At 51.9% G+C, this 21,416-nt stretch carries 22 protein-coding genes; 11 read left to right on the forward strand and 11 right to left on the reverse strand.

Features of this window, described 5'->3' with window-relative positions:
* Nucleotides 1–44: 44 nt before the first annotated feature.
* The 6 genes from AC6I4B_RS12310 to sad form a co-directional block, all read right to left on the reverse strand.
* Nucleotides 45–1,496 (reverse strand): tagaturonate reductase, encoded by a 1,452-nt coding sequence (locus tag AC6I4B_RS12310; RefSeq protein ID WP_497765463.1) that lies wholly within the window; start codon nucleotides 1,494–1,496, stop codon nucleotides 45–47.
* A 114-nt stretch (nucleotides 1,497–1,610) separates the two neighbouring features.
* Nucleotides 1,611–2,138 (reverse strand): GNAT family N-acetyltransferase, encoded by a 528-nt coding sequence (locus AC6I4B_RS12315; RefSeq protein WP_497765465.1) that lies wholly within the window; start codon nucleotides 2,136–2,138, stop codon nucleotides 1,611–1,613.
* A gap of 86 nt (nucleotides 2,139–2,224) precedes the next feature.
* Entirely contained in the window at nucleotides 2,225–3,217 is a 993-nt protein-coding gene (locus AC6I4B_RS12320) for a sensor domain-containing diguanylate cyclase (RefSeq protein ID WP_497772133.1), read from the reverse strand.
* A gap of 165 nt (nucleotides 3,218–3,382) precedes the next feature.
* Nucleotides 3,383–3,748: a DUF4186 domain-containing protein gene (locus tag AC6I4B_RS12325; protein ID WP_497765466.1), complete on the reverse strand. Its 366-nt coding sequence runs from the start codon at nucleotides 3,746–3,748 to the stop codon at nucleotides 3,383–3,385.
* Nucleotides 3,748–4,674, reverse strand: coding sequence for a glutaminase B (gene glsB / locus AC6I4B_RS12330; RefSeq protein ID WP_497765468.1), 927 nt, complete (start codon nucleotides 4,672–4,674; stop codon nucleotides 3,748–3,750). The genes AC6I4B_RS12325 and glsB overlap by 1 nt, the downstream gene beginning before the upstream one ends.
* Before the next feature lie 70 nt (nucleotides 4,675–4,744).
* Complete coding sequence (gene sad, locus AC6I4B_RS12335) at nucleotides 4,745–6,130, reverse strand: succinate-semialdehyde dehydrogenase (protein WP_497765469.1); 1,386 nt, start codon at nucleotides 6,128–6,130, stop codon at nucleotides 4,745–4,747.
* A 106-nt stretch (nucleotides 6,131–6,236) separates the two neighbouring features.
* On the opposite strand from sad, the gene ptrR reads away from it, so the two are divergent.
* Nucleotides 6,237–7,103 (forward strand): putrescine utilization regulator PtrR, encoded by an 867-nt coding sequence (ptrR, locus tag AC6I4B_RS12340; RefSeq protein ID WP_497765471.1) that lies wholly within the window; start codon nucleotides 6,237–6,239, stop codon nucleotides 7,101–7,103.
* 31 nt (nucleotides 7,104–7,134) lie between these two features.
* Here ptrR and AC6I4B_RS12345 read toward each other — a convergent pair whose 3' ends face one another.
* Nucleotides 7,135–7,929 carry a PhzF family phenazine biosynthesis protein gene (locus AC6I4B_RS12345; RefSeq protein WP_497765472.1) on the reverse strand — a complete coding sequence of 265 codons (795 nt, stop codon included), beginning with the start codon at nucleotides 7,927–7,929 and terminating at the stop codon, nucleotides 7,135–7,137.
* Between the two features lie 211 nt (nucleotides 7,930–8,140).
* Here AC6I4B_RS12345 and AC6I4B_RS12350 point away from each other — a divergent pair, with 211 nt between their 5' ends.
* Entirely contained in the window at nucleotides 8,141–9,340 is a 1,200-nt protein-coding gene (locus tag AC6I4B_RS12350) for a sugar transporter (RefSeq protein WP_497765473.1), read from the forward strand.
* Nucleotides 9,341–9,382: 42 nt separating this feature from the next.
* Here the strand turns inward: AC6I4B_RS12350 and AC6I4B_RS12355 are convergent, their stop codons facing one another.
* Nucleotides 9,383–10,051 carry a MarC family NAAT transporter gene (locus tag AC6I4B_RS12355; protein WP_497765475.1) on the reverse strand — a complete coding sequence of 223 codons (669 nt, stop codon included), beginning with the start codon at nucleotides 10,049–10,051 and terminating at the stop codon, nucleotides 9,383–9,385.
* A gap of 226 nt (nucleotides 10,052–10,277) precedes the next feature.
* On the opposite strand from AC6I4B_RS12355, the gene marR reads away from it, so the two are divergent.
* The 3 genes from marR to marB are packed head-to-tail and all read left to right on the forward strand — an operon-like array spanning nucleotide 10,278 to nucleotide 11,359.
* Complete coding sequence (gene marR / locus AC6I4B_RS12360) at nucleotides 10,278–10,712, forward strand: multiple antibiotic resistance transcriptional regulator MarR (RefSeq protein WP_497772135.1); 435 nt, start codon at nucleotides 10,278–10,280, stop codon at nucleotides 10,710–10,712.
* 20 nt (nucleotides 10,713–10,732) lie between these two features.
* Nucleotides 10,733–11,116: an MDR efflux pump AcrAB transcriptional activator MarA gene (marA, locus tag AC6I4B_RS12365; protein ID WP_497765476.1), complete on the forward strand. Its 384-nt coding sequence runs from the start codon at nucleotides 10,733–10,735 to the stop codon at nucleotides 11,114–11,116.
* Nucleotides 11,117–11,146: 30 nt separating this feature from the next.
* Entirely contained in the window at nucleotides 11,147–11,359 is a 213-nt protein-coding gene (gene marB / locus AC6I4B_RS12370; protein ID WP_497765477.1) for a multiple antibiotic resistance protein MarB, read from the forward strand.
* A 386-nt stretch (nucleotides 11,360–11,745) separates the two neighbouring features.
* On the opposite strand, the gene eamA is transcribed toward marB, so the two are convergent.
* Nucleotides 11,746–12,648, reverse strand: coding sequence for an O-acetylserine/cysteine exporter (gene eamA, locus AC6I4B_RS12375; protein WP_497765479.1), 903 nt, complete (start codon nucleotides 12,646–12,648; stop codon nucleotides 11,746–11,748).
* Between the two features lie 193 nt (nucleotides 12,649–12,841).
* Between eamA and ydeE the strand changes: the two genes are divergently transcribed.
* Entirely contained in the window at nucleotides 12,842–14,032 is a 1,191-nt protein-coding gene (gene ydeE / locus AC6I4B_RS12380) for an efflux MFS transporter YdeE (protein ID WP_497765480.1), read from the forward strand.
* Nucleotides 14,033–14,152: 120 nt separating this feature from the next.
* Here ydeE and AC6I4B_RS12385 read toward each other — a convergent pair whose 3' ends face one another.
* On the reverse strand, nucleotides 14,153–15,640 hold the full coding sequence (locus tag AC6I4B_RS12385; RefSeq protein ID WP_497765482.1) for a PhoPQ-activated protein PqaA family protein: 1,488 nt from the start codon (nucleotides 15,638–15,640) through the stop codon (nucleotides 14,153–14,155).
* 271 nt (nucleotides 15,641–15,911) lie between these two features.
* On the opposite strand from AC6I4B_RS12385, the gene mgtS reads away from it, so the two are divergent.
* Nucleotides 15,912–16,007, forward strand: a complete 96-nt coding sequence (mgtS, locus tag AC6I4B_RS12390) for a protein MgtS (RefSeq protein WP_497765483.1) — start codon at nucleotides 15,912–15,914, stop codon at nucleotides 16,005–16,007.
* Between the two features lie 648 nt (nucleotides 16,008–16,655).
* Here mgtS and dcp read toward each other — a convergent pair.
* The gene (gene dcp, locus AC6I4B_RS12395; protein WP_497765484.1) at nucleotides 16,656–18,701 is read right to left on the reverse strand and encodes a peptidyl-dipeptidase Dcp; all 2,046 of its coding nucleotides are present in this window, start codon (nucleotides 18,699–18,701) and stop codon (nucleotides 16,656–16,658) included.
* Nucleotides 18,702–18,981: 280 nt separating this feature from the next.
* Here dcp and AC6I4B_RS12400 point away from each other — a divergent pair, with 280 nt between their 5' ends.
* From AC6I4B_RS12400 to AC6I4B_RS12415, 4 genes are all read left to right on the forward strand, one after another.
* On the forward strand, nucleotides 18,982–19,422 hold the full coding sequence (locus AC6I4B_RS12400) for a hypothetical protein (RefSeq protein WP_497765486.1): 441 nt from the start codon (nucleotides 18,982–18,984) through the stop codon (nucleotides 19,420–19,422).
* A gap of 7 nt (nucleotides 19,423–19,429) precedes the next feature.
* Nucleotides 19,430–19,732: a hypothetical protein gene (locus tag AC6I4B_RS12405; RefSeq protein WP_497765487.1), complete on the forward strand. Its 303-nt coding sequence runs from the start codon at nucleotides 19,430–19,432 to the stop codon at nucleotides 19,730–19,732.
* A gap of 137 nt (nucleotides 19,733–19,869) precedes the next feature.
* The gene (gene ydfG / locus AC6I4B_RS12410) at nucleotides 19,870–20,619 is read left to right on the forward strand and encodes a bifunctional NADP-dependent 3-hydroxy acid dehydrogenase/3-hydroxypropionate dehydrogenase YdfG (protein ID WP_497765488.1); all 750 of its coding nucleotides are present in this window, start codon (nucleotides 19,870–19,872) and stop codon (nucleotides 20,617–20,619) included.
* 92 nt (nucleotides 20,620–20,711) lie between these two features.
* Nucleotides 20,712–21,398, forward strand: a complete 687-nt coding sequence (locus AC6I4B_RS12415) for a GntR family transcriptional regulator (RefSeq protein ID WP_497765490.1) — start codon at nucleotides 20,712–20,714, stop codon at nucleotides 21,396–21,398.
* The last annotated feature ends 18 nt before the right edge of the window (nucleotides 21,399–21,416 follow it).

Raw genomic sequence — 21,416 nt, forward strand, 5'->3', positions numbered from 1 at the left:
AAAAAACCCGGCAAAGGCCGGGTTAAATTCGCGTTGTGGCGCCATTAGCACAGTGGTTTTACTGCCTCACGCATCCCCTTCGCCAGAATAGCGTCGAGATCGGCGGTGACTTGTTCGACCAATCCAGAAACCTGTGTAAGATCTTGTTCCCAGTGCTCGCTAACGGAAAGCACCGCGCTAACTAAATCACCTGTGCTGATTTGCTGACCACGATGCTGCGCCCACAGTTGCTGATAACGCTCAATCCAGTGCGCGTCGTCTTGTACGGGATAGGCTTCACCGTGACGTTCTGCACGATAGAAAGCAATCAGCGCCGCCAATGCAAAGGTCAGACGCGCAGGTAATTTACCGGTTGCCTTCTGCCCTGCCAGTAACTGCGGCAGAATACGAGTACGGAATTTCGTCATCCCATTCAGCGCGATAGACAGCAACTGGTGCTTAATGTACGGGTTGCGAAAACGCCCAGTCACAGCGCTGGCAAAAGATTCCAGCTCGTCTTTTGGCAGATCCAGCACTGGGATGATTTCCTGGTGAATCGCCTTTTCGACGAATGCGCAAATTTCCGCGTCATTCATTGCTTCGCCAACGGTATCAATACCCGCCAGGAATGCGACAGGCACCAGCGCGGTGTGCGCACCGTTAAGAATCGCGACTTTACGCTCTTTATACGGCTTGATGTCGTCAACAATCAGGACGTTCAGCGCCAGTTTGTCCAGACGCAGTTCGCTGGCCAACGATTTCGGCCCCTGGATAACAAACAGGTAGAAGTGCTCAGCCGTATCCAGGAAACCGTCTTTATAACCGAGTTCAGACTCCAGTTTTTCCGCTTCGTCTCGTGGGTAGCCGGTCACAATGCGGTCAACCAGCGTCGAGCAGAAAACGTTGGATTCATTCAGCCAAGCCATGAATTCTGTAGGCAGCGCCCACTCTTGCGCATAACGAACCACCAGTTCATGCAGCGCTTCGCCGTTATAGTCGATAAGCTCGCACGGAATGATCACCCAGCCTTTATCAGCAGCGCCGTTAAAGTGGCTAAAACGCTCGAACAGCAGACGCGTCAGTTTTGCCGGATAACTCACCGCTGGCGCATCATCAAATTTGTCACCGGCATGATAGCTGATGCCCGCTTCGGTGGTGTTGGAAAACACGAAGCGCATTTCCGGGTTATGAGCCAATTTCAGGAACTCTGCGTAGTCGCTGTAAGCACTGATCTCACGATTGACGGAACGAATCAGGCGAGCATCGCTAACCGCTTCACCCTCTTCATTCAAACCGCGAATGATTGTGGTGTACAGGCCATCCTGAGTGCTGAGTGACGGTGGAAAGTCGGTCGCGATTGGGCGAACGATAACCACACCAGAATTTAGGTCAGTGTGTTCATTCAGCAGGTCTACCTGCCAGTCAACAAACGCGCGCAGGAAGTTTCCTTCGCCAAACTGGATAATACGTTCAGGGTATTTGGCTCCGGGGAAATCATGACGGTTCAGTGTTTTCACAATGGGTTCCTTTCTGGATTAGTCATACAACCTGCTAAATTGGTCCAATAACTTATCAGATTTTCCTCTTATGAAACCCTGTTTTGATCAAAACTGAGAGAAGAAATGGCGAGTTTATAAAAATTTGTAAAAAATTGAGGTTGCCGTTAACTCACCGTCGGGCATCAGCGCATAACGCGGGATTTCGCCCACTTTTTGCCAACCGCATTGCTGATAGAAATGCTCTGCGCCGCTGCCTGTTGCGGTATCCAGCACCAACACCGTTTTGTGTGCATCGGCGGCAACGTCTTCCAATTGCTGCATTAACGCCCGCGCAACACCGCCACGACGGGCACGAGCGTGCACCAACAACTTGGCGACATCCGCACGATGCGGTTGGTTTTCTGGCTGGTCGATGATGAGCTGCACCGTGCCGATCACCTGCTGCCGGGCATCTTTCGCTACCAATACCACACGTTCATTACGCGCCACGCTGGCAGCACAGCGACGCCAAAAAGCCTGCGCGCTATCTTGCGAAAAAGGCAGCATAAAACTCACCGATGCGCCGCCATTAACGCAGTCCATCAGGACGTCGGTCAGTCCATCCAGATGAGCAAGAATATCGGCATCGGAAAAAGTGTGTAGCGTAAAAGAAAGGGTCATGGCGCGCTCTCGTGATGAAGAAAGCTCCACTATTACGTTAACTATTTGATAACGCAATAACCGTTGCCATTGCGTTTTCTTATACCTTAATGGGCGAAAATTTGGTTCTTACCGCGACGTTTAGCTTCGTACAACGCCGTGTCTGCCGCTTGCAGCCAGTCGGCAACTTCGTGCATCTCCGGCAAAGCGTCTGCAATCCCGATACTGAGCGTGATGGTCTGCTGGTTCCCCGGCCTGTCGGTTACCACTGCCGTGGCATCCATAATCCGCTGCGCAATCGCGCGCCCTTCTTCAAGCGTCGTGCGCGGCAGGAGTATAACAAACTCATCCCCGCCTAAACGCGCGGGCGTATCGGTGGCGCGCGTGGCAACTTGTAAAATCTGCGACACCGTTTTCAGCATCGCATCCCCCACTTTATGCCCGTAACGGTCGTTAATTTCTTTGAAATTGTCGAGATCGATAAACATCAGCAGTGAATGGCCACACTGCTGTTTCAGGCGGATCAGCTCCCAGTCAATACGCTGTTCCAGTAAGCGGCGATTGGCAATATCCAGCAGTGGATCAAGCATTGCAATGCGCTCAAGTTCCTGGCTTTTAAGACGCAGTTTAACGGCGATGCTGTCCGTCAGCAGGCTAAGTGCCAGCACATAGAGGGAAATCAGCGGCAGCGTAGCCAGCATGGTTTGCTGCGAAACAGCAGCGTAAAGCGGCATCCCGCAAGACAACCAACTAACCAGAAACACGCCCAACAAGATTATCGCCGCTTTGCGCATTAAGGGAATGCCGCCCGCCGAGAGGCGATCCGCCAGCAGGATCGTGGCGATCGTCACCGAAGGCAGCGGATTAAGCGCCATCATCGCAATCCAAAAACCACCGGCTGCTGCATCGAATAGCAGGTTCTGAAACTCAGCCTGCCGTGGAACCGGTGCACGTTTGGCGCGCAGATACGCAAGCGTAGGCCAGATAAAAGCATTGGCCGCCAACAGCAGCAGTAAAAGCTGCGGCTGATGACGTTCCGTAAGCACTGAAAAGATAGGAAGAAAACAGAGAAAAGTGCCGAGCAGCCGCATCAGATACATACGTCTGACAAACTGGGTTCCCGCTACCCCATTATTCGTGATTAGTTTGCCAAAAGTGTTCATAACACAAATTATTCCGATACGACGCCCGCCCTATCATATTGAGCCGCCGCTGTCGTTGCAAGCTATCAAAAACGATAGTTTTTCGGAATAAACTGAACGGCATCAGCTATCATTGCGGTTCATCTGAATCACCAGCCAGTGGTGGATCACGCCGACAATATAGTGCTGCTGCGCTTCGCTAAGCACCTGCCCCTGCGGGATTTGGTGCCATTTTTCCAGACAACCACGGCAGCATGTCGCCGTGGCATGTTGGGCGATGAACACCGGATGACCGCGCATCGGCGTTTGCTTACCATCGTTTTTGGGCAGCGCCGGAGCCAAACGCCGGGTGACAAAATCTGCCGCGTGGCTATCAATCACGTCCGGGCCTTTATCAATACAATACTGCCGTTCTTTTACGCCCAGGCGAAAGCGGCTGCGAAAGGTCGAGCGCTGTAGGCGCGAGAACAAACTTTCCAGAGCGTCCATCAGTAAACCGAGCGTCCTATCTGTTGAGTGAGTTTTTCCAGTACCGCGACCCCCGCCAGCGAGTTCCCCGTCTCGTCAAGTTCAGGGCTCCAGACGGCAATCGCCATTTCGTGTGGCACAATCGCCACCACCCCGCCCCCTACGCCAGATTTTGCCGGTAACCCCACGCGCCAGGCAAATTCACCCGCGTTTTGGTACATGCCGCTGGTCGCCATTAGCGCATTCACCTGGCGGGTTTGCATCGGTGAAATCACCGGCTTATCGAGGTGCTCAGCCTTACCCTGATTTGCGAGGAACAAAAACGTCTTCGCCAGCTCAACGCAGTTCATCTTTAATGCGCAGTAGTGGAAATAGTTTTGCAGTACCGTCGTCACGTCGTGATGGAAATTACCGAACGATTTCATCAGCCAGGCGATGGCGGCGTTACGCGCAGAGTGTTCAAACTCCGAGCGCGCAACCTGCACATCGTAGCCAATATCCGACACGCCGCTAAGCTGGCGAATAATTTCCAGCATTCGCTGGCGCGGCGCGCTTAATCGCCCTTGCAGCATATCGCACACCACCAGTGCTCCGGCGTTGATAAACGGGTTGCGGGGAATACCCTGCTCCATATCTAGCTGTAAAAGTGAGTTAAACGGTTGTCCAGACGGATCTTTTCCTACGCGAGACCAGATCTCCTCGGCCTGATAGTGGTTCATCGCCACCACCAGACTGAGGACTTTTGAAATAGATTGGATCGAGAAACGCTCGTTTGCGTCGCCGGCGCTAAAATGCTGGCCGTCTACGGTACTGATAGCGATCCCCAATTTATTGCCATCGATACAGGCCAGAGCCGGGATATAATCCGCAACTTTCCCCTGCCCAATCAATGGCCTGACGTCGTTGAGAATCGACGTCAGCATGGCATTATTGATAACCGTAGCCACTTACACTCCTTGCCCACAGGCTATTTTCGGCCTGGGATTATAGCAGAGCGTCGCGGCGACGTCGTTTGGTCTAGCGACGATCTTTCCATACCGTTTGCACGTTACAGAACTCACGCAGGCCAAAGTGCGACAGCTCGCGGCCAAAGCCGCTTTTCTTCACGCCGCCAAACGCAACGCGTGCATCGCTGGCGCTGTAGCCGTTGATAAATACCCCGCCGCACTCCAGTTCGTCGGCAAAACGCTGCGCTTGTTCGGTATCAGTCGTAAAGACGGTGGCCGATAAACCAAATTCACTGTCGTTTGCCAGCGCCAGCGCGTGGTCAGCGTCGCGCGCCACGGTAATCGCGGCAACCGGGCCAAACATCTCCTGACGGAATGCCGTCATCGTTGGCGCAACGTTCGCCAGCACGGTCGCCGGATAATAGTTGCCTTCGTCACCGAGTTTTTCACCGCCAAGCAGCAGCGTTGCGCCCTCTTTCACGGTCGCCATCACCTGCTGGTGCAGCTCGTCACGCAGATCAAAACGCGCCATCGGCCCTAAATAATTCGCTTCGTCGCATGGGTCGCCCATTTTCAGTTTTTCTGCCGCCGCGACAAATTTCTCGGTAAAGGCGTCAGCAATGCCCGCTTCGACGATAAACCGTTTCGCCGCAGCGCAAACCTGCCCGGTATTCTGATAACGACCGATAACCGCCGCCTGCACCGCCACATCCAAATCCGCATCATTCAGCACGATAAAGGGATCGGAGCCGCCCAGTTCCAGTACGCATTTTTTCAGTGCCGCACCGGCCTGAGCGCCAATCGCTTTCCCGGCGCGTACGCTGCCGGTAACGGTTACCGCCGCCACCCGTGGGTCGTTAATTATCTGCGTTACGCCGTCGTTAGTGGCATTCACCCAGTTAAAGACGCCTGCCGGTAAGCCTGCTTGCGCCACGATGTCGCCAATCAGCGCCGCACAGCCCATCACGTTTGGTGCATGCTTAAGGATATAGCTATTCCCCGCGAGCATAATAGGCACTGCGCCACGCAGCACCTGCCACAGCGGGAAGTTCCAGGGCATCACCGCCAGCACCGGGCCTAGCGGGCGATACTCAATCACCGCCTGGTTATTTTCAACTGGAGTAGCTTCCGTCGCCAGCATCGCAGGGCCGTGCTCGGCATACCAGTCACACAGATGCGCGGATTTCGCCACTTCGCCGCGCGCTTGATTAATCGGTTTACCCATTTCACGGGTAATGCATTGCGCCATCTCCTCGCCACGCTCGCGCAATACGCGCCCGATAGCCCGCAGCGCATCTGCGCGCTGGGCGACCGGCGTTTTACGCCACAGGCGAAAACCAGTATCTGCCAGAGTGAGGGTGATATCGACTTCAGCCGTTGTCGCCCACGGCAGCGAAGAGATGACTTCGCCGTTAGTTGGGTTAATGGAGATGGCATGAGTTGCGGGTGAATTCATCTTTTTTCTCTCTTCTGTACATTGCGCGATGATGACATCCTCGCCTATTCTGCCATTTATGAAAATTGAATAATATTAACCGAACCATTCACAATGCGAGAACACCATGGATTTAACCCAGTTGGAAATGTTCAATGCCGTCGCGCAGACCGGCAGTATCACGCAGGCCGCGCGAAAGGTGCATCGTGTGCCGTCAAACCTGACCACGCGCATTCGCCAGCTAGAGTCCGATCTCGGCGTTGAGTTGTTTATCCGCGAGAACCAACGCTTGCGCCTGTCACCCGCAGGGCACAGTTTTTTACGCTACAGCCAACAAATTTTAGCGCTGGTCGATGAAGCGCGGATGGTGGTTGCCGGAGATGAACCCCAGGGGTTGTTTTCATTAGGCTCGCTGGAAAGCACCGCCGCCGTGCGCATTCCAGAAACGCTGGCGCGCTATAACCAACGCTACCCGCGCATTCAATTCGATTTAGCCACCGGCCCTTCCGGGACGATGACCGACGGTGTGCTGGAAGGTACGCTGAGCGCGGCGTTTATTGACGGCCCGCTGATCCATCCAGGGCTGGACGGTATGCCGGTGTATCCCGAGGAGATGATGATTGTCGCCGCCCACGGCCACCCGCCTATTACGCGCGCCAGCGAGGTCAACGGCGCGAGCATTTACGCGTTTCGCGCAAATTGCTCTTATCGCCGCCATTTTGAAAGCTGGTTTCATGCCGACCACGCCACCCCAGGGCGCATCCACGAAATGGAGTCTTACCACGGGATGCTGGCCTGTGTGATTGCCGGAGCCGGACTGGCGCTTATGCCGCGCAGTATGCTGGAGAGTATGCCCGGGCATCATCAGGTTTCGGCGTGGCCGCTGGCCGAAAAATGGCGTTGGCTAACCACCTGGCTTGTGTGGCGACGCGGGGCGATGAGCCGCCAGTTAGAGGCTTTTATTGCCCTGTTGGATGAGCCTGCCGCGTCATAAGATTATTGATGGCGTGAACAACGCCGGTTAATCAGGCTGAATAACCGGCAATTTTCCCCTGCAAATAGGTTCTCGCCACGCCGCTCATCAGCACCCGGTCGTCTTGCCATTCACAGCGGATATCACCGCCACGCGCGGAGACCTGGCGCGCCAGCATCTCCTTTTTGCCCAGTTTCGCGCCCCAGTAAGGGATCAGCATCGTGTGTGCTGAGCCAGTGACGGGGTCTTCCCACACCGCTTCACCCGGCGAGAAAAAGCGGCTGACAAAATCATATTCACCGTCACCTGCCGCCGTCACCGACACTTTATGTTCATCAGGGATCATCGCGCCGATATCCGGCGTTAACGCCTCTACCTGCTGGCGGGTTTCCAGCTCAATCACCCACGCGCGCCCTTTGCGGGCATGAAGATAATGGTCAATTCCCAACGCACGCAGCATTTGCGCCGGTGGCGTAGCCTCTTGCGTCACGCCGACGGGGAAATCCAGCGTTAACCATTCACCGCTGCGCGCAACCGTCAGACGACCCGAAAGCGTATCAAAATGCACCCGTTCATCCGGGTAAGCTAGATGGTTAAATACGACGTGGGCACTGGCGAGCGTGGCATGACCGCACAGATTAACTTCATGACAGGTGGTAAACCAACGCAGCGCAAAACCACTTTGCTGTTTCACAATAAAGGCGGTTTCCGATTGATTATGCTGCTGAGCCATCTTTAGCAGAATGTCGTCTGCCAGCCAGTCGTTCAGCAGGCAGACCGCCGCCGCATTTCCGGCAAAAGGACGGTCGCTGAAGGCATCAACCATATAGAAATCAATCTCGTACATGCTTTTCCCCACCATAGGTATGTTGTTATAGCAACTTGACACAGTTTATTAACATCAACAAGTCTCTTTGCGTACTCCTCTGTATAATAAAAAGTGACAACGTCACGCAAAAACAAAATGAGAGGCCAGTCACAAAACGATTGTATTCCCCGCAATATTCGCTTTAAGATCGTTCATCTCTTCTTTTATTTAACGCCTCCGGTGCATTTCTATGACAACTAACACGGTCTCTCGGCGGATCGCGTGGCTTCGGGTAGTCACGCTGGCTATCGCGGCTTTTATCTTTAACACCACTGAGTTTGCTCCGGTCGGCCTGCTGTCCGACATCGCAGACAGCTTCGGTATGCAAACGGCTGAAGTCGGCATCATGCTGACCATCTACGCCTGGGTGGTGGCGCTGATGTCACTGCCATTTATGCTGCTCACCAGCCAAATGGAACGCCGCAAGCTGCTGATTGGGCTGTTTGTGGTGTTTATTGCCAGCCATGTGCTGTCGTTTTTAGCCCGGGACTTTACCGTGCTGGTTATCAGCCGTATCGGGATTGCCTTCGCCCACGCGGTGTTCTGGTCGATCACCGCCTCACTGGCCATCCGCATGGCGCCTGCTGGTAAACGCGCGCAGGCCTTAAGCCTGATTGCGACCGGTACGGCGCTGGCGATGGTCTTTGGTATTCCGATTGGCCGTATAGTTGGGCAATATTTCGGCTGGCGCTCCACCTTCTTTGCCATTGGCGTCGGCGCACTGATTACGCTGCTGGCACTGGTGAAACTGCTGCCGCGTCTGCCGAGTGAACATTCTGGTTCGCTGAAAAGCCTGCCGGTGCTGTTCCGCCGCCCTGCGCTGGTGAGCATTTATCTGCTGACGGTTATCGTGGTTACCGCCCATTACACTGCCTACAGCTATATTGAGCCCTTCGTGCAGACCGTTGCCGGATTAAGCGGCAATTTTGCCACCATGCTGCTGCTGATCCTCGGCGGTGCGGGGATTATCGGTAGCGTTATCTTCGGAAAGCTGGGCAATCTTCATGCGTCCGGGCTTATCAGCAGTGCTATTGGTCTGTTGCTGATTTGTCTGCTGCTACTGCTACCCGCCGCGCACGATGCCACGCATCTGGCGGTGCTCAGTATTTTCTGGGGAATTGCCATTATGGTCATTGGCCTGGGGATGCAGGTGAAAGTGCTGGCGCTGGCACCGGATGCCACCGACGTTGCGATGTCGCTGTTCTCCGGAATATTTAACATTGGAATTGGCGCGGGAGCGCTGTTAGGCAGCCAAATCAGCACTCATTTGTCGATGTCTTCTATCGGCTATGTGGGGGCCATTCCTGCCGTTGCAGCGTTGATCTGGTCGGTGGTTATTTTCCGCCGCTGGCCTGCGGCATCGCTGGAAGAACAGGCTCACCCGCACTAAGGATGACTCCGGCATCGCCGCCTTCACGATGCCGGAAATAGATTACGCGTGGTAGGTTGAGATAATTTCCAGCACGCCGTTAATAATAAACTGAACCCCCATACAAACCAGCAGGAAGCCCATCAGGCGGGAGATGGCTTCAATGCCCCCTTTCCCGACCAGACGCATAATCGCCCCAGAGCTGCGTAAGCAGGCCCACAAAATCACCCCCACCAGCGCAAAAATCAGCGGTGGCGCGACCATGATAACCCACTCCGGAAAATCCGCCCCGTGCTTCACCGTCGAGGCAGAACTGATGATCATCGCAATGGTTCCCGGCCCTGCCGTACTCGGCATCGCCAAAGGCACAAAGGCAATATTGGCCGAAGGTTCATCCTGTAGCTCTTCCGATTTGCTTTGCGCTTCTGGCGATTCATGCGCCTTTTGCTGCGGGAACAGCATCCGAAAACCGATAAAGGCGACAATTAATCCCCCGGCAATACGCAGGCCTGGTATTGATATACCAAATGTGTTCATCACAACCTGACCGGCGTAATAGGCCACCATCATGATGGCGAACACGTAGACCGACGCCATCAGCGACTGACGGTTGCGCTCCGCACTGTTCATGTTGCCCGACAGGCCGAGGAACAGCGCGACGGTCGTTAACGGGTTCGCCAGCGGTAACAGCACCACCAGCCCAAGCCCAATTGCCTGAAAAAGTTCCTTCATATGTATCCTAAAATCCTGTCTGTTTACGGAAAAAGCCTGCTTTACGTCGGTACTTCGCCCGTTGATAGCGCCATTTAGGCGCTGAGGGGCTAAGTAGAGGATATCCTATTTGCGGTCATATGCCGCGTTTTAGCAAATCGTGGCATCGCCCTATTCATTCAGTTGACTTATGGTTTCCCTGGAAATAATATCCACCGCAACTAAAGTACTTGCCAGGGCAACCATTGTGAACAGCACAAGCGATCTCTTCAATGAAATGATTCCACTTGGGCATTTGATTCACATGGTGAACCAAAAAAAAGATCGCTTACTCAACGAGCATTTATCGCCGGAAGACATTACCGCTTCGCAGTTCAGAGTGCTTTGTTCTATTCGTTGTAAAGGCAGTATCACCCCCGTGGAGTTGAAAAAAACCTTATCGGTGGATTTAGGCGCACTCACCCGCATGTTGGATCGTTTGTTGTGTCGGGGCTGGATAGCCCGGTTACCCAATCCAAACGATAAACGCGGGGTTTTGGTTCAGCTGACGCCGGAAGGCGCAGCCATTTGCGAACAATGCCACCTGGTCGTTGGGCAAAACCTGCATCAAGAATTAACAAAAAACTTAACGGCAAATGAAGTTGCAACGCTTGAACTTCTCCTTAAAAAAATACTGCCGTAAACAGAAGAAGAGGTAAGACGATGTCCAGACGTAACACTGACGCTATTACTATTCATAGCATTTTGGACTGGATCGAAGATAATCTGGAATCCCCGCTGTCACTTGAGAAAGTGTCCGAGCGTTCCGGTTACTCCAAGTGGCACCTGCAACGGATGTTCAAAAAAGAGACCGGTCATTCATTAGGTCAATACATCCGAACCCGCAAGCTGACAGAAATTGCCCAAAAATTAAAAGAAAGTAACGAGCCTATCTTGTATCTGGCTGAACGTTACGGTTTTGAATCGCAGCAGACGCTGACGCGGACGTTTAAGAACTATTTCGATGTGCCGCCGCACAAGTACCGCGTCACCAATATGCATGGAGAATCTCGCTATCTCCACCCTATTAATCACTGTGTTTGCTAATCGCCTGCAATAAGACGTATCGAGGAAATAATGAAATTGTCTGCTTCCGTAGCCTTCGCCCTGCTGGCGATGGCCTCTAGTTCAAGTTACGCGGAGCAACTCCCGGCACAAAACAGCGCCCAGAACCGCATGTTAATGCCATCGACAAGCTATCAATCGCCGTTTGATTTCAATCATATGGCTTCCGGTAGCGATAAGTCCGATGAACTGGGCGTACCGTATTACAATGAGAACAATCGCTAAAGATTATTGCCCCGCTCTCGCGGGGCTTTTTTTAGCCCTTAACCACCCACGTCAGTGCGGTCTTTGAATGAATAGCCTGTGTTGCTGAAACCGATGAGTCCCCGATGGAAATCGGCGAGACTGAGAAAGGAAGACAAGGTCAGACCGCCAGGGATGGCGGGCTGAGGCGAACCGAGACAGGAAGTCGAGTTTCGCCGTGCCGCAGGCTGGAGTTCGCAGGCGAGCGTAGTGCGAAGCACCGATTTCCCTGCGAGGCCGCAGGGATTGTCAAGGGGGACTCGGCAGTCCCCCTTGACCCGTTCACAGGAACAGCGGCTTCATGTTCTACAAAACATCAGGTGAACGGAATGTGGCGCTTAACTGACAAACATTACCCACTCTCGCGGTTAGCCCTTCACCGCCCGACGCAGCCCCGGCAAACGAAAACCAAAGACGTTAATCAACAGCCCCGCCATAATCAGCAGCGCGCCGACAAACTGCATCGCCGACAGCGTTTCATCCAGTAGCAGCGCCGCGCTCGCCAGCCCGACGACCGGCACTAACAGCGACAGCGGCGCCACGCGCCAGGTTTCATAGCGCCCGAGCAGCGAACCCCAAATGCCGTAGCCGACAATACTGGCAATGAAGGAAAGATAGGCCAGCGACAGCGCCGTAGTCAGGTTAATATGAATCAGGCTTTGCGCCATCTGTTGCGGGCCTTCAAAAATCCACGAGCTGAGCATAAACGGCACAATCGGAATCAACGCACTCCACACCACCAGCGACATCACGCCCGGTTTCGATTCATGGTGCATTATCTTCTTATTAAAGATATTGCCGCACGCCCAACACAGCGCCGCCCCAAGAGTCAGCATAAAGCCCAGCAGTTTGACGTGCTGCCCGTTCATGCTGGTTTCAATCAGCACCAGGACACCAAATATCGCCAGCGAAATGCCTACCCGTTGTTTGCGCTGTAGCCGTTCGCCAAAGGCAAACGCGCCGAGAATAATGGTAAAGAATGCCTGCGCTTGCAGCACCAGTGACGCCAGGCCCGCCGGCATCCCAAAGTTAATCGCGCAAAACAGGAAGGCGAACTGACCGAAGCTAATCGTCAGCGCATAGCCGAGCAGTAATGACAGCGGCACGCGGGGGCGCGGGATGAAAAACAGCGCGGGGAAAGCGACAAACAAAAAGCGCAAACCCGCCAGCAATAGCGGTGGCATTCCGTATAAACCGACTTTGATCACCACAAAGTTAAGCCCCCAAACCACCACTACCAGCAGCGCCAGTAGCCCATCTTTACGTGTCATAGCCGCCTCAATTTATTAAATTTATGTAAACACCAACAAAGTAACGAAAAATTCAACACAGGAATAGATCATTATTTCTGGCAGGCCAAAAGCGCACTAACGAACACGCCTTGTGCTATACAAGCGCCGGGTGGCGTGATATTTGTGAACACGATAATAAAACAACATAACAACAACATATTCAGGCAGGAAAATGAAAACAACGACCAGGCAATCGACGATTGCGCTGCTGGCATCGTCGTTACTGTTAACTATCGGACGCGGCGCCACCCTCCCTTTCATGACCATCTACCTTACGCGGCAATACGCCATGAAGGTCGATACCATCGGTTATGCAATGTCTATCGCGCTGGTTATCGGCGTGGTGTTCAGCCTCGGCTTTGGGATTCTCGCCGACAGGTTTGACAAAAAGCGCTACATGCTGGTCGCCATTGCCTTTTTTATCGGCGGGTTTGTCGCCATACCGCTGGTGCACAACGTGACGCTGGTGGTGTTTTTCTTCTCATTAATTAACTGCTCTTATTCGGTGTTTTCCACCGTACTGAAGGCTTACTTCTCCGATACGCTCACCGCCAGCACCAAAGCGCGCGTGTTCTCGCTGAACTATTCGTTTTTGAATATTGGCTGGACTATCGGCCCACCGCTCGGCACGTTGCTGGTGATGCACAGTATCAATCTGCCGTTTTGGCTGGCGGCGATTTGCGCGGCCTTTCCGCTGGTGCTTATCCAGCGCTATGTGGCGCGCCTCACCCCCGCAGAACTGAGCGCAACTCCGGTGGTCTGGTCACCTTCGGTGTTATTACACGACAGAGCGCTGCTGTGGTTTACCCTTTCCGGGCTGCTGGCCTCATTTGTTGGCGGCTCGTTTGCGTCTTGTTTATCGCAATACGTACTGTCGGTTGGCGATAGCCTGTTTGCGGAGAAAGTAGTGGCGGTGATTTTGCCGGTAAACGCGGCAGTCGTTGTCACCTTGCAGTACGCCATTGGCCGCAGGCTGACCGCCAACAATTTGCGCCCGTTAATGACATTTGGCACGGTCTGTTATGTGCTGGGTTTAGGCGGATTTATGCTCGCTGGCAATAACCTGTGGTTCTGGGGATTAGCCGCAATGGTGTTTACGCTGGGCGAGATTATTTATGCGCCTGGCGAATATATGCTGATCGATAACATTGCCCCGCCGGGGATGAAATCCAGCTATTTCTCAGCGCAAGCGCTGGGCTGGCTGGGAGCGGCGTTAAACCCGCTGTTAACGGGGCAGATTCTGACCCATTTCCCGCCGTTAACGCTGTTCCCAATTATGATGGTCGTTATCGTGCTGGCATGGCTGCTAATTTTCCGTGGCATAAAAGCCAGCGGCTGGCGCGCAGAACTTAACGCCGTCTAAGATTCAACCGTTCCCCCTCTCAGTGGCTCGATTGAAGGTTATGCATTTCTTCACGGTTTTTTTACAGGCGTCCCAGCGGTTTTTACCGCTGGGTTTAGAGATAGGCATTGGCGTTGCGGATTACGGCTTCATCAATGTCGGAGTCAATCCTCGTCCCTGGAGAGTCTGACAGGCCGCCCCTTTCGATTGAGGCGCGGTTTCTGGATATTTATCATCCGGCGTAATATACACCTGCGTTGTCGCCACATAGCCATCATCGAAAATGGCTTCAATATAGGTAGCTTTCCATCCATGCTCTGGCGTTGTTAGTGGAATGTTGAGCGTCTGACTGTCGCCAACCAGACTGATGGGCTTTGAACTGTATTTAATATCGCAGGCATAACGGAAATCCCTCGCGACTGGGTTTTTAGCCGTCCACTGTAGAATACTTGCCGGTTTTTCCGAGAAATTAACGTTCAGGACTTTCCCGATTTCACCACCGTCTTCCATTCTTTCGGCGATTTCAGGGAGTTTTTGCTGGTTCTGAAAACGGTTAACAAAAGTAATCAACGACTGCTCAGCCACGGAGAGAACGTCTTTATGGGTGGAGTTAGGTACAATCCGCAGGGACTTCAAACCAGGTAATCGGTCATAATAAAAATGGCCGTTGTCCGGCACATAGAAATCATCACCGCTGGCATTAATAATATATTTATCAATATCCAGACGGTTGTCCATCTCGGTATTTAAATAAGTGAGTGGGTCTTCTAGTGTCATCAGGCTTTCAAATACATCGGTATCAATCTGCTGGTCAATGCCCTGGTTATAATAGGGATAAAAGGCTATTGGCCAGTTTTGTCCGTATGATTTATACATATGCTTAAGTGAATTTTTAGTATCCAGCAGATCCATGGCAAAAGGAATGACGGCATCAACGTCCGGGTCCGACAGTGCAGTCAACCATGCAGCCCAGCCACGTTTTGAAGCGCCAGCGACCATATATTTTGTAATATTTTGCTGTGCCAGCTCTTCCTTCGCCAATCTGAAAGCCTGAGATACTGAGGCGGCCATAGGAATATGGAGAGAGGCGTACTTATATTTCTCTGGGTCGCTGATAAACAGTTTCCAGGAATACGCCACACTGTCGTCTTCGGCAAGAGGTGTTGTCACCCCTTGATAGCTGAGCGCTTGATTAGGAACGTTACTGACGGATATCACCACTGTACGCGTGGCAACCGCAATCCGTGAAAGCTGCTCCTCGCTAAAGTTCGTAGGAGCCACAGATTCACCCGCGCCATTATTGTTGCTGCCATTATTGATAACAACGAGCGCATTTTTTTCTCTTGCTAAATCAGGGATATAGATATCCACCCCGTTTTGCCAGCGCCCAGGGTAGACACCGCCTTGCGGAGGCCACGCCTGTGAATTCAGGTTATACCGCTGAAGCGTAACGCCGGGGAGTTGTGTTTTATCCAGGAGAGAATAATCGAGGGGAAGTGACGCAAGTGTTATCCGGTAATCCGAAATAGCATTGGTCAGCCCTGTTATCTGAGGCTTCTCTACGGGTGACGATGCCAGACAGGCTGGCGAAATAAACAACATCGCCAGATATGATGCCCTGATTTTCATCAGAAAACTCCTTTCAACGGAAAATAGAAACGCATTCATCTTCTATAAGATGTTTCAGGATCCCACAGCGCCAGACCGCTGGAAATCGGGTCAAATCCCGACTTGGTCGGTTTAGCAACCCTGTTTCCAGAAATATTTTGCAATAAACCCGCTCGCTTACAGAAAAAAGTTTACTGCAATAAATAATTAATTAAGAAGTGACGCCGTTCGTCTACATTCAAATGAGTAGGCTAAAAGATATGCGGTAATAATCGTTAAAGAAGAGGTCATCATGTTGGATAATATGCAAGTATTTCTGGTCGCGCTGGGGATTATTCTGCTTTCCGGTTTTCTGACTGCCTATTTTAGCGGAAAGTGGAATGATTAGCCGATGCCCGAGAAAGGCAAAAAAAACCGCCATTAATACTGGCGGTATAAATGCTTGCATGGATTAGGTTCTTTTCTACAACCACCCTACCACGACTTTATTCAACTGAAGCTAAACGACAAGTGCATTATTTAATGTTATCTGTTTCCATGCTTTCTTACTCTGACAGCCAGCCTGACGTCCTGCCCACAATCTGCCTGAACGAGCCTCTTGCAAGTCCTGGTGCTCAGGACGCAGGGTCCAGAGAGAGGAACGGCGTGCTTTTCGTGAGGATTTTTTCATGGTTGCCTCCGGGCAGATTGTCGATATTAAATCCATTAACTCAACGAGTTACACACTGATAATAGCAAGGTGAATGGCGAGTTTCTTCAACAACTGCACGTATTTGTAAAGACAGTGTGAGCTAGCCCATATTTTGATTTCGTGCCCCTACCGAAAATGTCAGGTTACTCAGTTGTTAATATTGCGTAAAATCATCCTGTTGTCATCCCCTCCAGAAATGATAGCAATAATGCTCTATTTATTTTGTCGGACTTAACCCGCCGACCCTGTGTGCGGGTTCTTTTTATGCCTGAAGCCTGATCCAACTGCGTTTATTATTGCCCCCGGCGTCGTCATACGCCACCGGGAGCCTCATTAAAACGACGTTTAGTCGCTTAATCCTCGGTTTTTCAACATCGGAGCAATACGCGGATCATGCCCTCGCCAGTCGCGATACAGTTGTTCTAAATCACTGCTGTTACCGCGCGATAAAATAGCTTCGCGGAATTGCTGACCGTTTTCACGGGATAATCCACCGTGCTCCACAAACCATTGATAACCATCATCCGCCAGCATTTGCGTCCACAGGTAGGCATAATAACCTGCCGCATAACCCCCGCCGAAAATATGCGAGAAATAACTACTCCGGTAGCGTGGTGGTACTGCGGCGAGATCGATATTTTCACGTTGCAATGTCTGCGTTTCAAACTGCTCCACATCACCTGGCAATGACGATGTTGGGACACTGTGCCAGTTCATATCCAGCAGCGCGGCACTCAGCAGCTCCGTCATATCGTAGCCTTTGTTGAAATTCGCAGCACGGAACAGGCTGTCGCGCAGCGCTTCCGGCATCGGCTCACCGGTTTCATAATGGCGAGCGTAATGCGCAAACACCTCTGGATGGCTGGCCCAGTGCTCATTTATCTGCGAAGGGAATTCGACGAAATCACGCGGCGTATTAGTACCAGATAACGTGGCATAGCGCTGGCGCGCGAACAGCCCGTGCAACGCATGACCAAATTCATGGAACAGCGTAATCACGTCATCCCAGGAGATTAGCGCCGCTTTACCCGCCGCTGGTTTTGGATAGTTGCAAACGTTATAGATAACCGGGCGAGTGCCAAACAACGTGGACTGTGGAATAAAGTTGCCCATCCATGCCCCGCCACTTTTGCTGTCTCGCGCGAAGAAATCACCGTAAAACAGCGCCATGCCTTGACCATCAGCGTCGAAAATTTCCCATACACGGACATCGGGGTGATACACCGGCAGATCGAAACGCTCGACAAAACGGATGCCAAACAACTGGCTTGCCGACCAGAATACGCCGTCGGTCAGGACGCGTTCCAGCGCAAACCACGGTTTGATTTGGGCTTCATCAATGGCGTATTTTTCACGGCGAACCTGCTCTGAATAATACAGCCAATCCCAGGCCTCGGCGGTGAACGGCGAGCTGCTGTTATCAATCAACGCCTGAATATCCGCCAGTTCAGCCTCAGCTCTGGCGCGCGCTGCCGGCGTAATTTGACGCATAAAATCAAATGCCGCTTTCGGCGTTTTCGCCATTTGATCCGCCATGCTCCAGCTGGCGTAATCGGCATAGCCTAATAGTTCGGCTTGTCTGGCGCGAATCGCCACCAGTTTCAAAATACGCTCGCGCGTATCATTGGCATCACCGCGCTGGTTACGTAGCCAACTGGCTTTGAACAGCTTTTCTCGGGTATCACGATGGTGTAATGACGCCAGCGCCGGTTGCTGAGTGGTATTCACCAGAGGAATTAACCAACGCCCCGATAACCCGCGCTCGGTAGCCGCAACGGCGGCGGCGGCAATTTCATCGGCGCTAAAGCCAGCCAACTGCTCTTCGCTTTCAATCACTACGCCGCCATGTTTCGCCGCCCCCAGCAAGCACTGATGGAACTGGCTACTGAGCGTTGCCGCCTCGGTATTCAACGTTTTAAGTTCAGCCTTTTCTGCCTCGCTAAGGGTTGCACCGGCCTGGATAAACTGCTGATACACCACCTCGACCAAACGCAGTGATTCCGCATCCAGACCTAAATCAGCGCGTTGCTGCCAAACCGTAAAGATACGCTGGAACAATGCATCGTTAAGGTAGATATCGTTAGCCAGCCCTGCCAGTTCCGCAGAGAAAGCTTCATCTAACCGTTGGATCTCGTCATTACTGTGCGCCGACGCCATCGCAAAGAAAACCGACGTCACACGGGAGAGCATTTCTCCGCTTTTTTCCAGCGCCAGAAACGTATTTTCAAAGTTCGCGGGCTGCGGATTATTGGCAATGTCGGCAATCTCCTGGCGCTTACGCTTCAGCGCTTCGTCAAAGGCCGGGCGATAATGGCTATCGTCAATCATATCAAACGGTGGTGCCTGATAAGGCAACGTACTGCTGGCAAAAAATGGATTCATAGCCGACATCTCGTGCTCCTGGTAAAAATAGGATCATAGAGTAGCAAGCCTTGATAGACCGCAATAGTTTCTGCCGAAAAGGCGTTAGAGACATCCCGTTGACAGCCTTCACCCCCACCTAAATCAGGGATACACCCTATTGTGACAAACAGGATTCACCACGTTATATAAACTGGAACAGGACTCACTCGCTCGCGTTTAAAATCATAGGAACTGACTTACTTCTCGCTTAGATTATTTCAACGACATTATCAGCATGAGTTAACCCTTTCATTAAGAGGACAGCCATATGAAAATTATACCGACAAATATCTCCGTTGATGATCTCTACACCAGAAAGGGCGCATCCGATAACGAACATCAAATCTTTTGGCAAAACATTTTTTCTTTTAATGGTTATCCTGAGTATGGCATACGATTATCATCATCTTTTGATGATCTCGTTGAATCAAACGATTGTATTTCAGATGAAGAAAGTGAAGCGCTTGATAACTATGTTGCAGAGTCCTGGGAATATATAAACAAATATCTTGCAAAGGATGACGCGCCCTATTCTGCCAGCCATTCAGAGCGAAAAGAAGCCCTGGAGCGTGTAATAGATAAGATGCCAACATCAGAACTTGATTTTTACAGGGCGGTGAAGACATCCGACAGAGATTTCTTCGCTAACCTGACTTATAAACTAGAAAATGACATAATAGAACCCGGCACTATATTGATTGACAAATAAATGTTTTTTGTCATTCACCAACAACCCATATTCGTTAAAAACTTTCGCCGGGGACAATATTAATGGCGATGTTGAGAATGGCTGCATTATATACAAACTCACAGGCGGTGTTAAGTCAATATCCAAAATATCCCCTACTGAAGAATTTGAAGGCATCGTTCCGCCAGAGAACCTGCTTGAAGTAAAACATGTCAGAAAATTAAACATTGACTTAAAGTCAGGTCAGACGCGGAACATATGGTTTATTGAATTAGAAAAGGCTCCATTAGCACCCAGACCTCACTTTGACTTCTATGGCAACCCTGTCTAATTGATGGTTACGAAATGGCGCATTAATTGGTTACCACTTGCCTGCGATGATGGGCAGTCATTGTTATTTTTTGCATAGTTAAGGGATTTACATTCTGCTATCGTGACGCAACACTCAAGCGTTGAAGGAACAGAGAGATGATCATACTGGTAACCGGCGCGACGGCGGGTTTTGGCGAAAGCATTACGCGCCGTTTTATTGCCAACGGACACAAAGTGATTGCGACTGGCCGTCGTAATGAGCGCTTAAAAACGCTGAAAGATGAGCTGGGCGACAACGTGTTAACGGTGCAGCTGGACGTGCGTAACCGCGCAGCCATCGAAGAAACCATTGCGAATCTGCCTGCTGAATGGCGCGACATTGATGTACTTGTGAATAACGCCGGTCTGGCGCTGGGGCTGGAACCCGCGCACCGCGCTAACGTTGATGATTGGGAAGATATGATCGACACCAACAACAAAGGTTTGGTGTATATGACCCGCGCCGTACTGCCGGGGATGGTTGAGCGTAACCGTGGTCATATCATTAATATCGGCTCGACTGCCGGTAGCTGGCCTTATGCGGGTGGCAACGTTTATGGCGCGACCAAAGCGTTCGTGCGTCAGTTTAGCCTGAATCTGCGGACAGACCTGCACGGCACTGCCGTCCGTGTCACCGATATCGAACCGGGTCTGGTTGGCGGTACTGAGTTTTCTAACGTTCGCTTTAAAGGCGATGATGCCAAAGCAGATAAAACCTACGAAAACGCCAATGCTCTGACACCAGAAGACATTACCGAAGCCGTTTGGTGGGTGGCTACGCTACCAAAACACGTCAACATCAATACCGTCGAAATGATGCCCGTCAGCCAAACCTTCGCAGGCTTGAGCATTCACCGCCAAAGTTAGTATTTAATCCCAACCCGACCACCGGTCGGGTCTGGGCTAGACAGCAAAAAAAGCGTAAAATAGCCGCTTAATCAGCTGACAAGAACGACTCAATGGCCGCCGAAACCCAACTGAACCCAACACAGCCCGTCAATCAACAAATCTATCGCATTCTTCGTCGCGATATTGTGCATTGCCTTATTGCGCCGGGCACTCCGCTGTCGGAAAAAGAGGTGTCGTTGCGCTTTAACGTCTCTCGCCAGCCGGTACGTGAAGCCTTTATCAAACTTGCCGAGAATGGGCTTATTCAAATTCGCCCGCAGCGCGGCAGTTACGTGAATAAAATTTCGCTTTCTCAGGTACGCAATGGTTGCTTTGTGCGCCAGGCTATCGAGTGTGCGGTTGCGCGGCGAGCGGCCACGATGATCAACGATGCGCAGAGCTACCAGTTAGAACAAAATCTTCACCAGCAGCGTATGGCTATTGATCGCCAACAGATTAATGACTTTTTCCAGTTGGATGATGAATTCCACCAATTGTTGTCGAATATTGCCGACTGCCAACTGGCCTGGGACACCATCGAGAATATTAAAGCAGCGATTGATCGGGTGCGTTATATGAGCCTCGACCACGTTTCTTCGCCAGAAATGCTGCTGCGCCAACATCATGAAATATTTTCCGCGCTGGAAAAACGTGACGCCGATGCGGTAGAGCATGCAATGACGCTGCATCTACAGGAAATCAGCGAGTCAGTGCTGTTGATTCGTCAGGAAAACCGCGACTGGTTTAGCGAAGAGTAACCGACGACGGGTCTTCAG

Source organism: Kluyvera fluvialis, assembly GCF_059725275.1.

Bases quoted from the DNA above. Each gene is read 5' to 3' on its own strand.
- AC6I4B_RS12315 (WP_497765465.1), bottom strand. From the start codon at position 2,138: ATGACCCTTTCTTTTACGCTACACACTTTTTCCGATGCCGATATTCTT.
- AC6I4B_RS12320 (WP_497772133.1), bottom strand. From the start codon at position 3,217: ATGTATCTGATGCGGCTGCTCGGCACTTTTCTCTGTTTTCTTCCTATC.
- AC6I4B_RS12325 (WP_497765466.1), bottom strand. From the start codon at position 3,748: ATGGACGCTCTGGAAAGTTTGTTCTCGCGCCTACAGCGCTCGACCTTT.
- sad (WP_497765469.1), bottom strand. From the start codon at position 6,130: ATGAATTCACCCGCAACTCATGCCATCTCCATTAACCCAACTAACGGC.
- ptrR (WP_497765471.1), top strand. From the start codon at position 6,237: ATGGATTTAACCCAGTTGGAAATGTTCAATGCCGTCGCGCAGACCGGC.
- AC6I4B_RS12345 (WP_497765472.1), bottom strand. From the start codon at position 7,929: ATGTACGAGATTGATTTCTATATGGTTGATGCCTTCAGCGACCGTCCT.
- AC6I4B_RS12350 (WP_497765473.1), top strand. From the start codon at position 8,141: ATGACAACTAACACGGTCTCTCGGCGGATCGCGTGGCTTCGGGTAGTC.
- AC6I4B_RS12355 (WP_497765475.1), bottom strand. From the start codon at position 10,051: ATGAAGGAACTTTTTCAGGCAATTGGGCTTGGGCTGGTGGTGCTGTTA.
- marA (WP_497765476.1), top strand. From the start codon at position 10,733: ATGTCCAGACGTAACACTGACGCTATTACTATTCATAGCATTTTGGAC.
- marB (WP_497765477.1), top strand. From the start codon at position 11,147: ATGAAATTGTCTGCTTCCGTAGCCTTCGCCCTGCTGGCGATGGCCTCT.
- eamA (WP_497765479.1), bottom strand. From the start codon at position 12,648: ATGACACGTAAAGATGGGCTACTGGCGCTGCTGGTAGTGGTGGTTTGG.
- ydeE (WP_497765480.1), top strand. From the start codon at position 12,842: ATGAAAACAACGACCAGGCAATCGACGATTGCGCTGCTGGCATCGTCG.
- AC6I4B_RS12385 (WP_497765482.1), bottom strand. From the start codon at position 15,640: ATGAAAATCAGGGCATCATATCTGGCGATGTTGTTTATTTCGCCAGCC.
- mgtS (WP_497765483.1), top strand. From the start codon at position 15,912: ATGTTGGATAATATGCAAGTATTTCTGGTCGCGCTGGGGATTATTCTG.
- dcp (WP_497765484.1), bottom strand. From the start codon at position 18,701: ATGTCGGCTATGAATCCATTTTTTGCCAGCAGTACGTTGCCTTATCAG.
- AC6I4B_RS12400 (WP_497765486.1), top strand. From the start codon at position 18,982: ATGAAAATTATACCGACAAATATCTCCGTTGATGATCTCTACACCAGA.
- ydfG (WP_497765488.1), top strand. From the start codon at position 19,870: ATGATCATACTGGTAACCGGCGCGACGGCGGGTTTTGGCGAAAGCATT.
- AC6I4B_RS12415 (WP_497765490.1), top strand. From the start codon at position 20,712: ATGGCCGCCGAAACCCAACTGAACCCAACACAGCCCGTCAATCAACAA.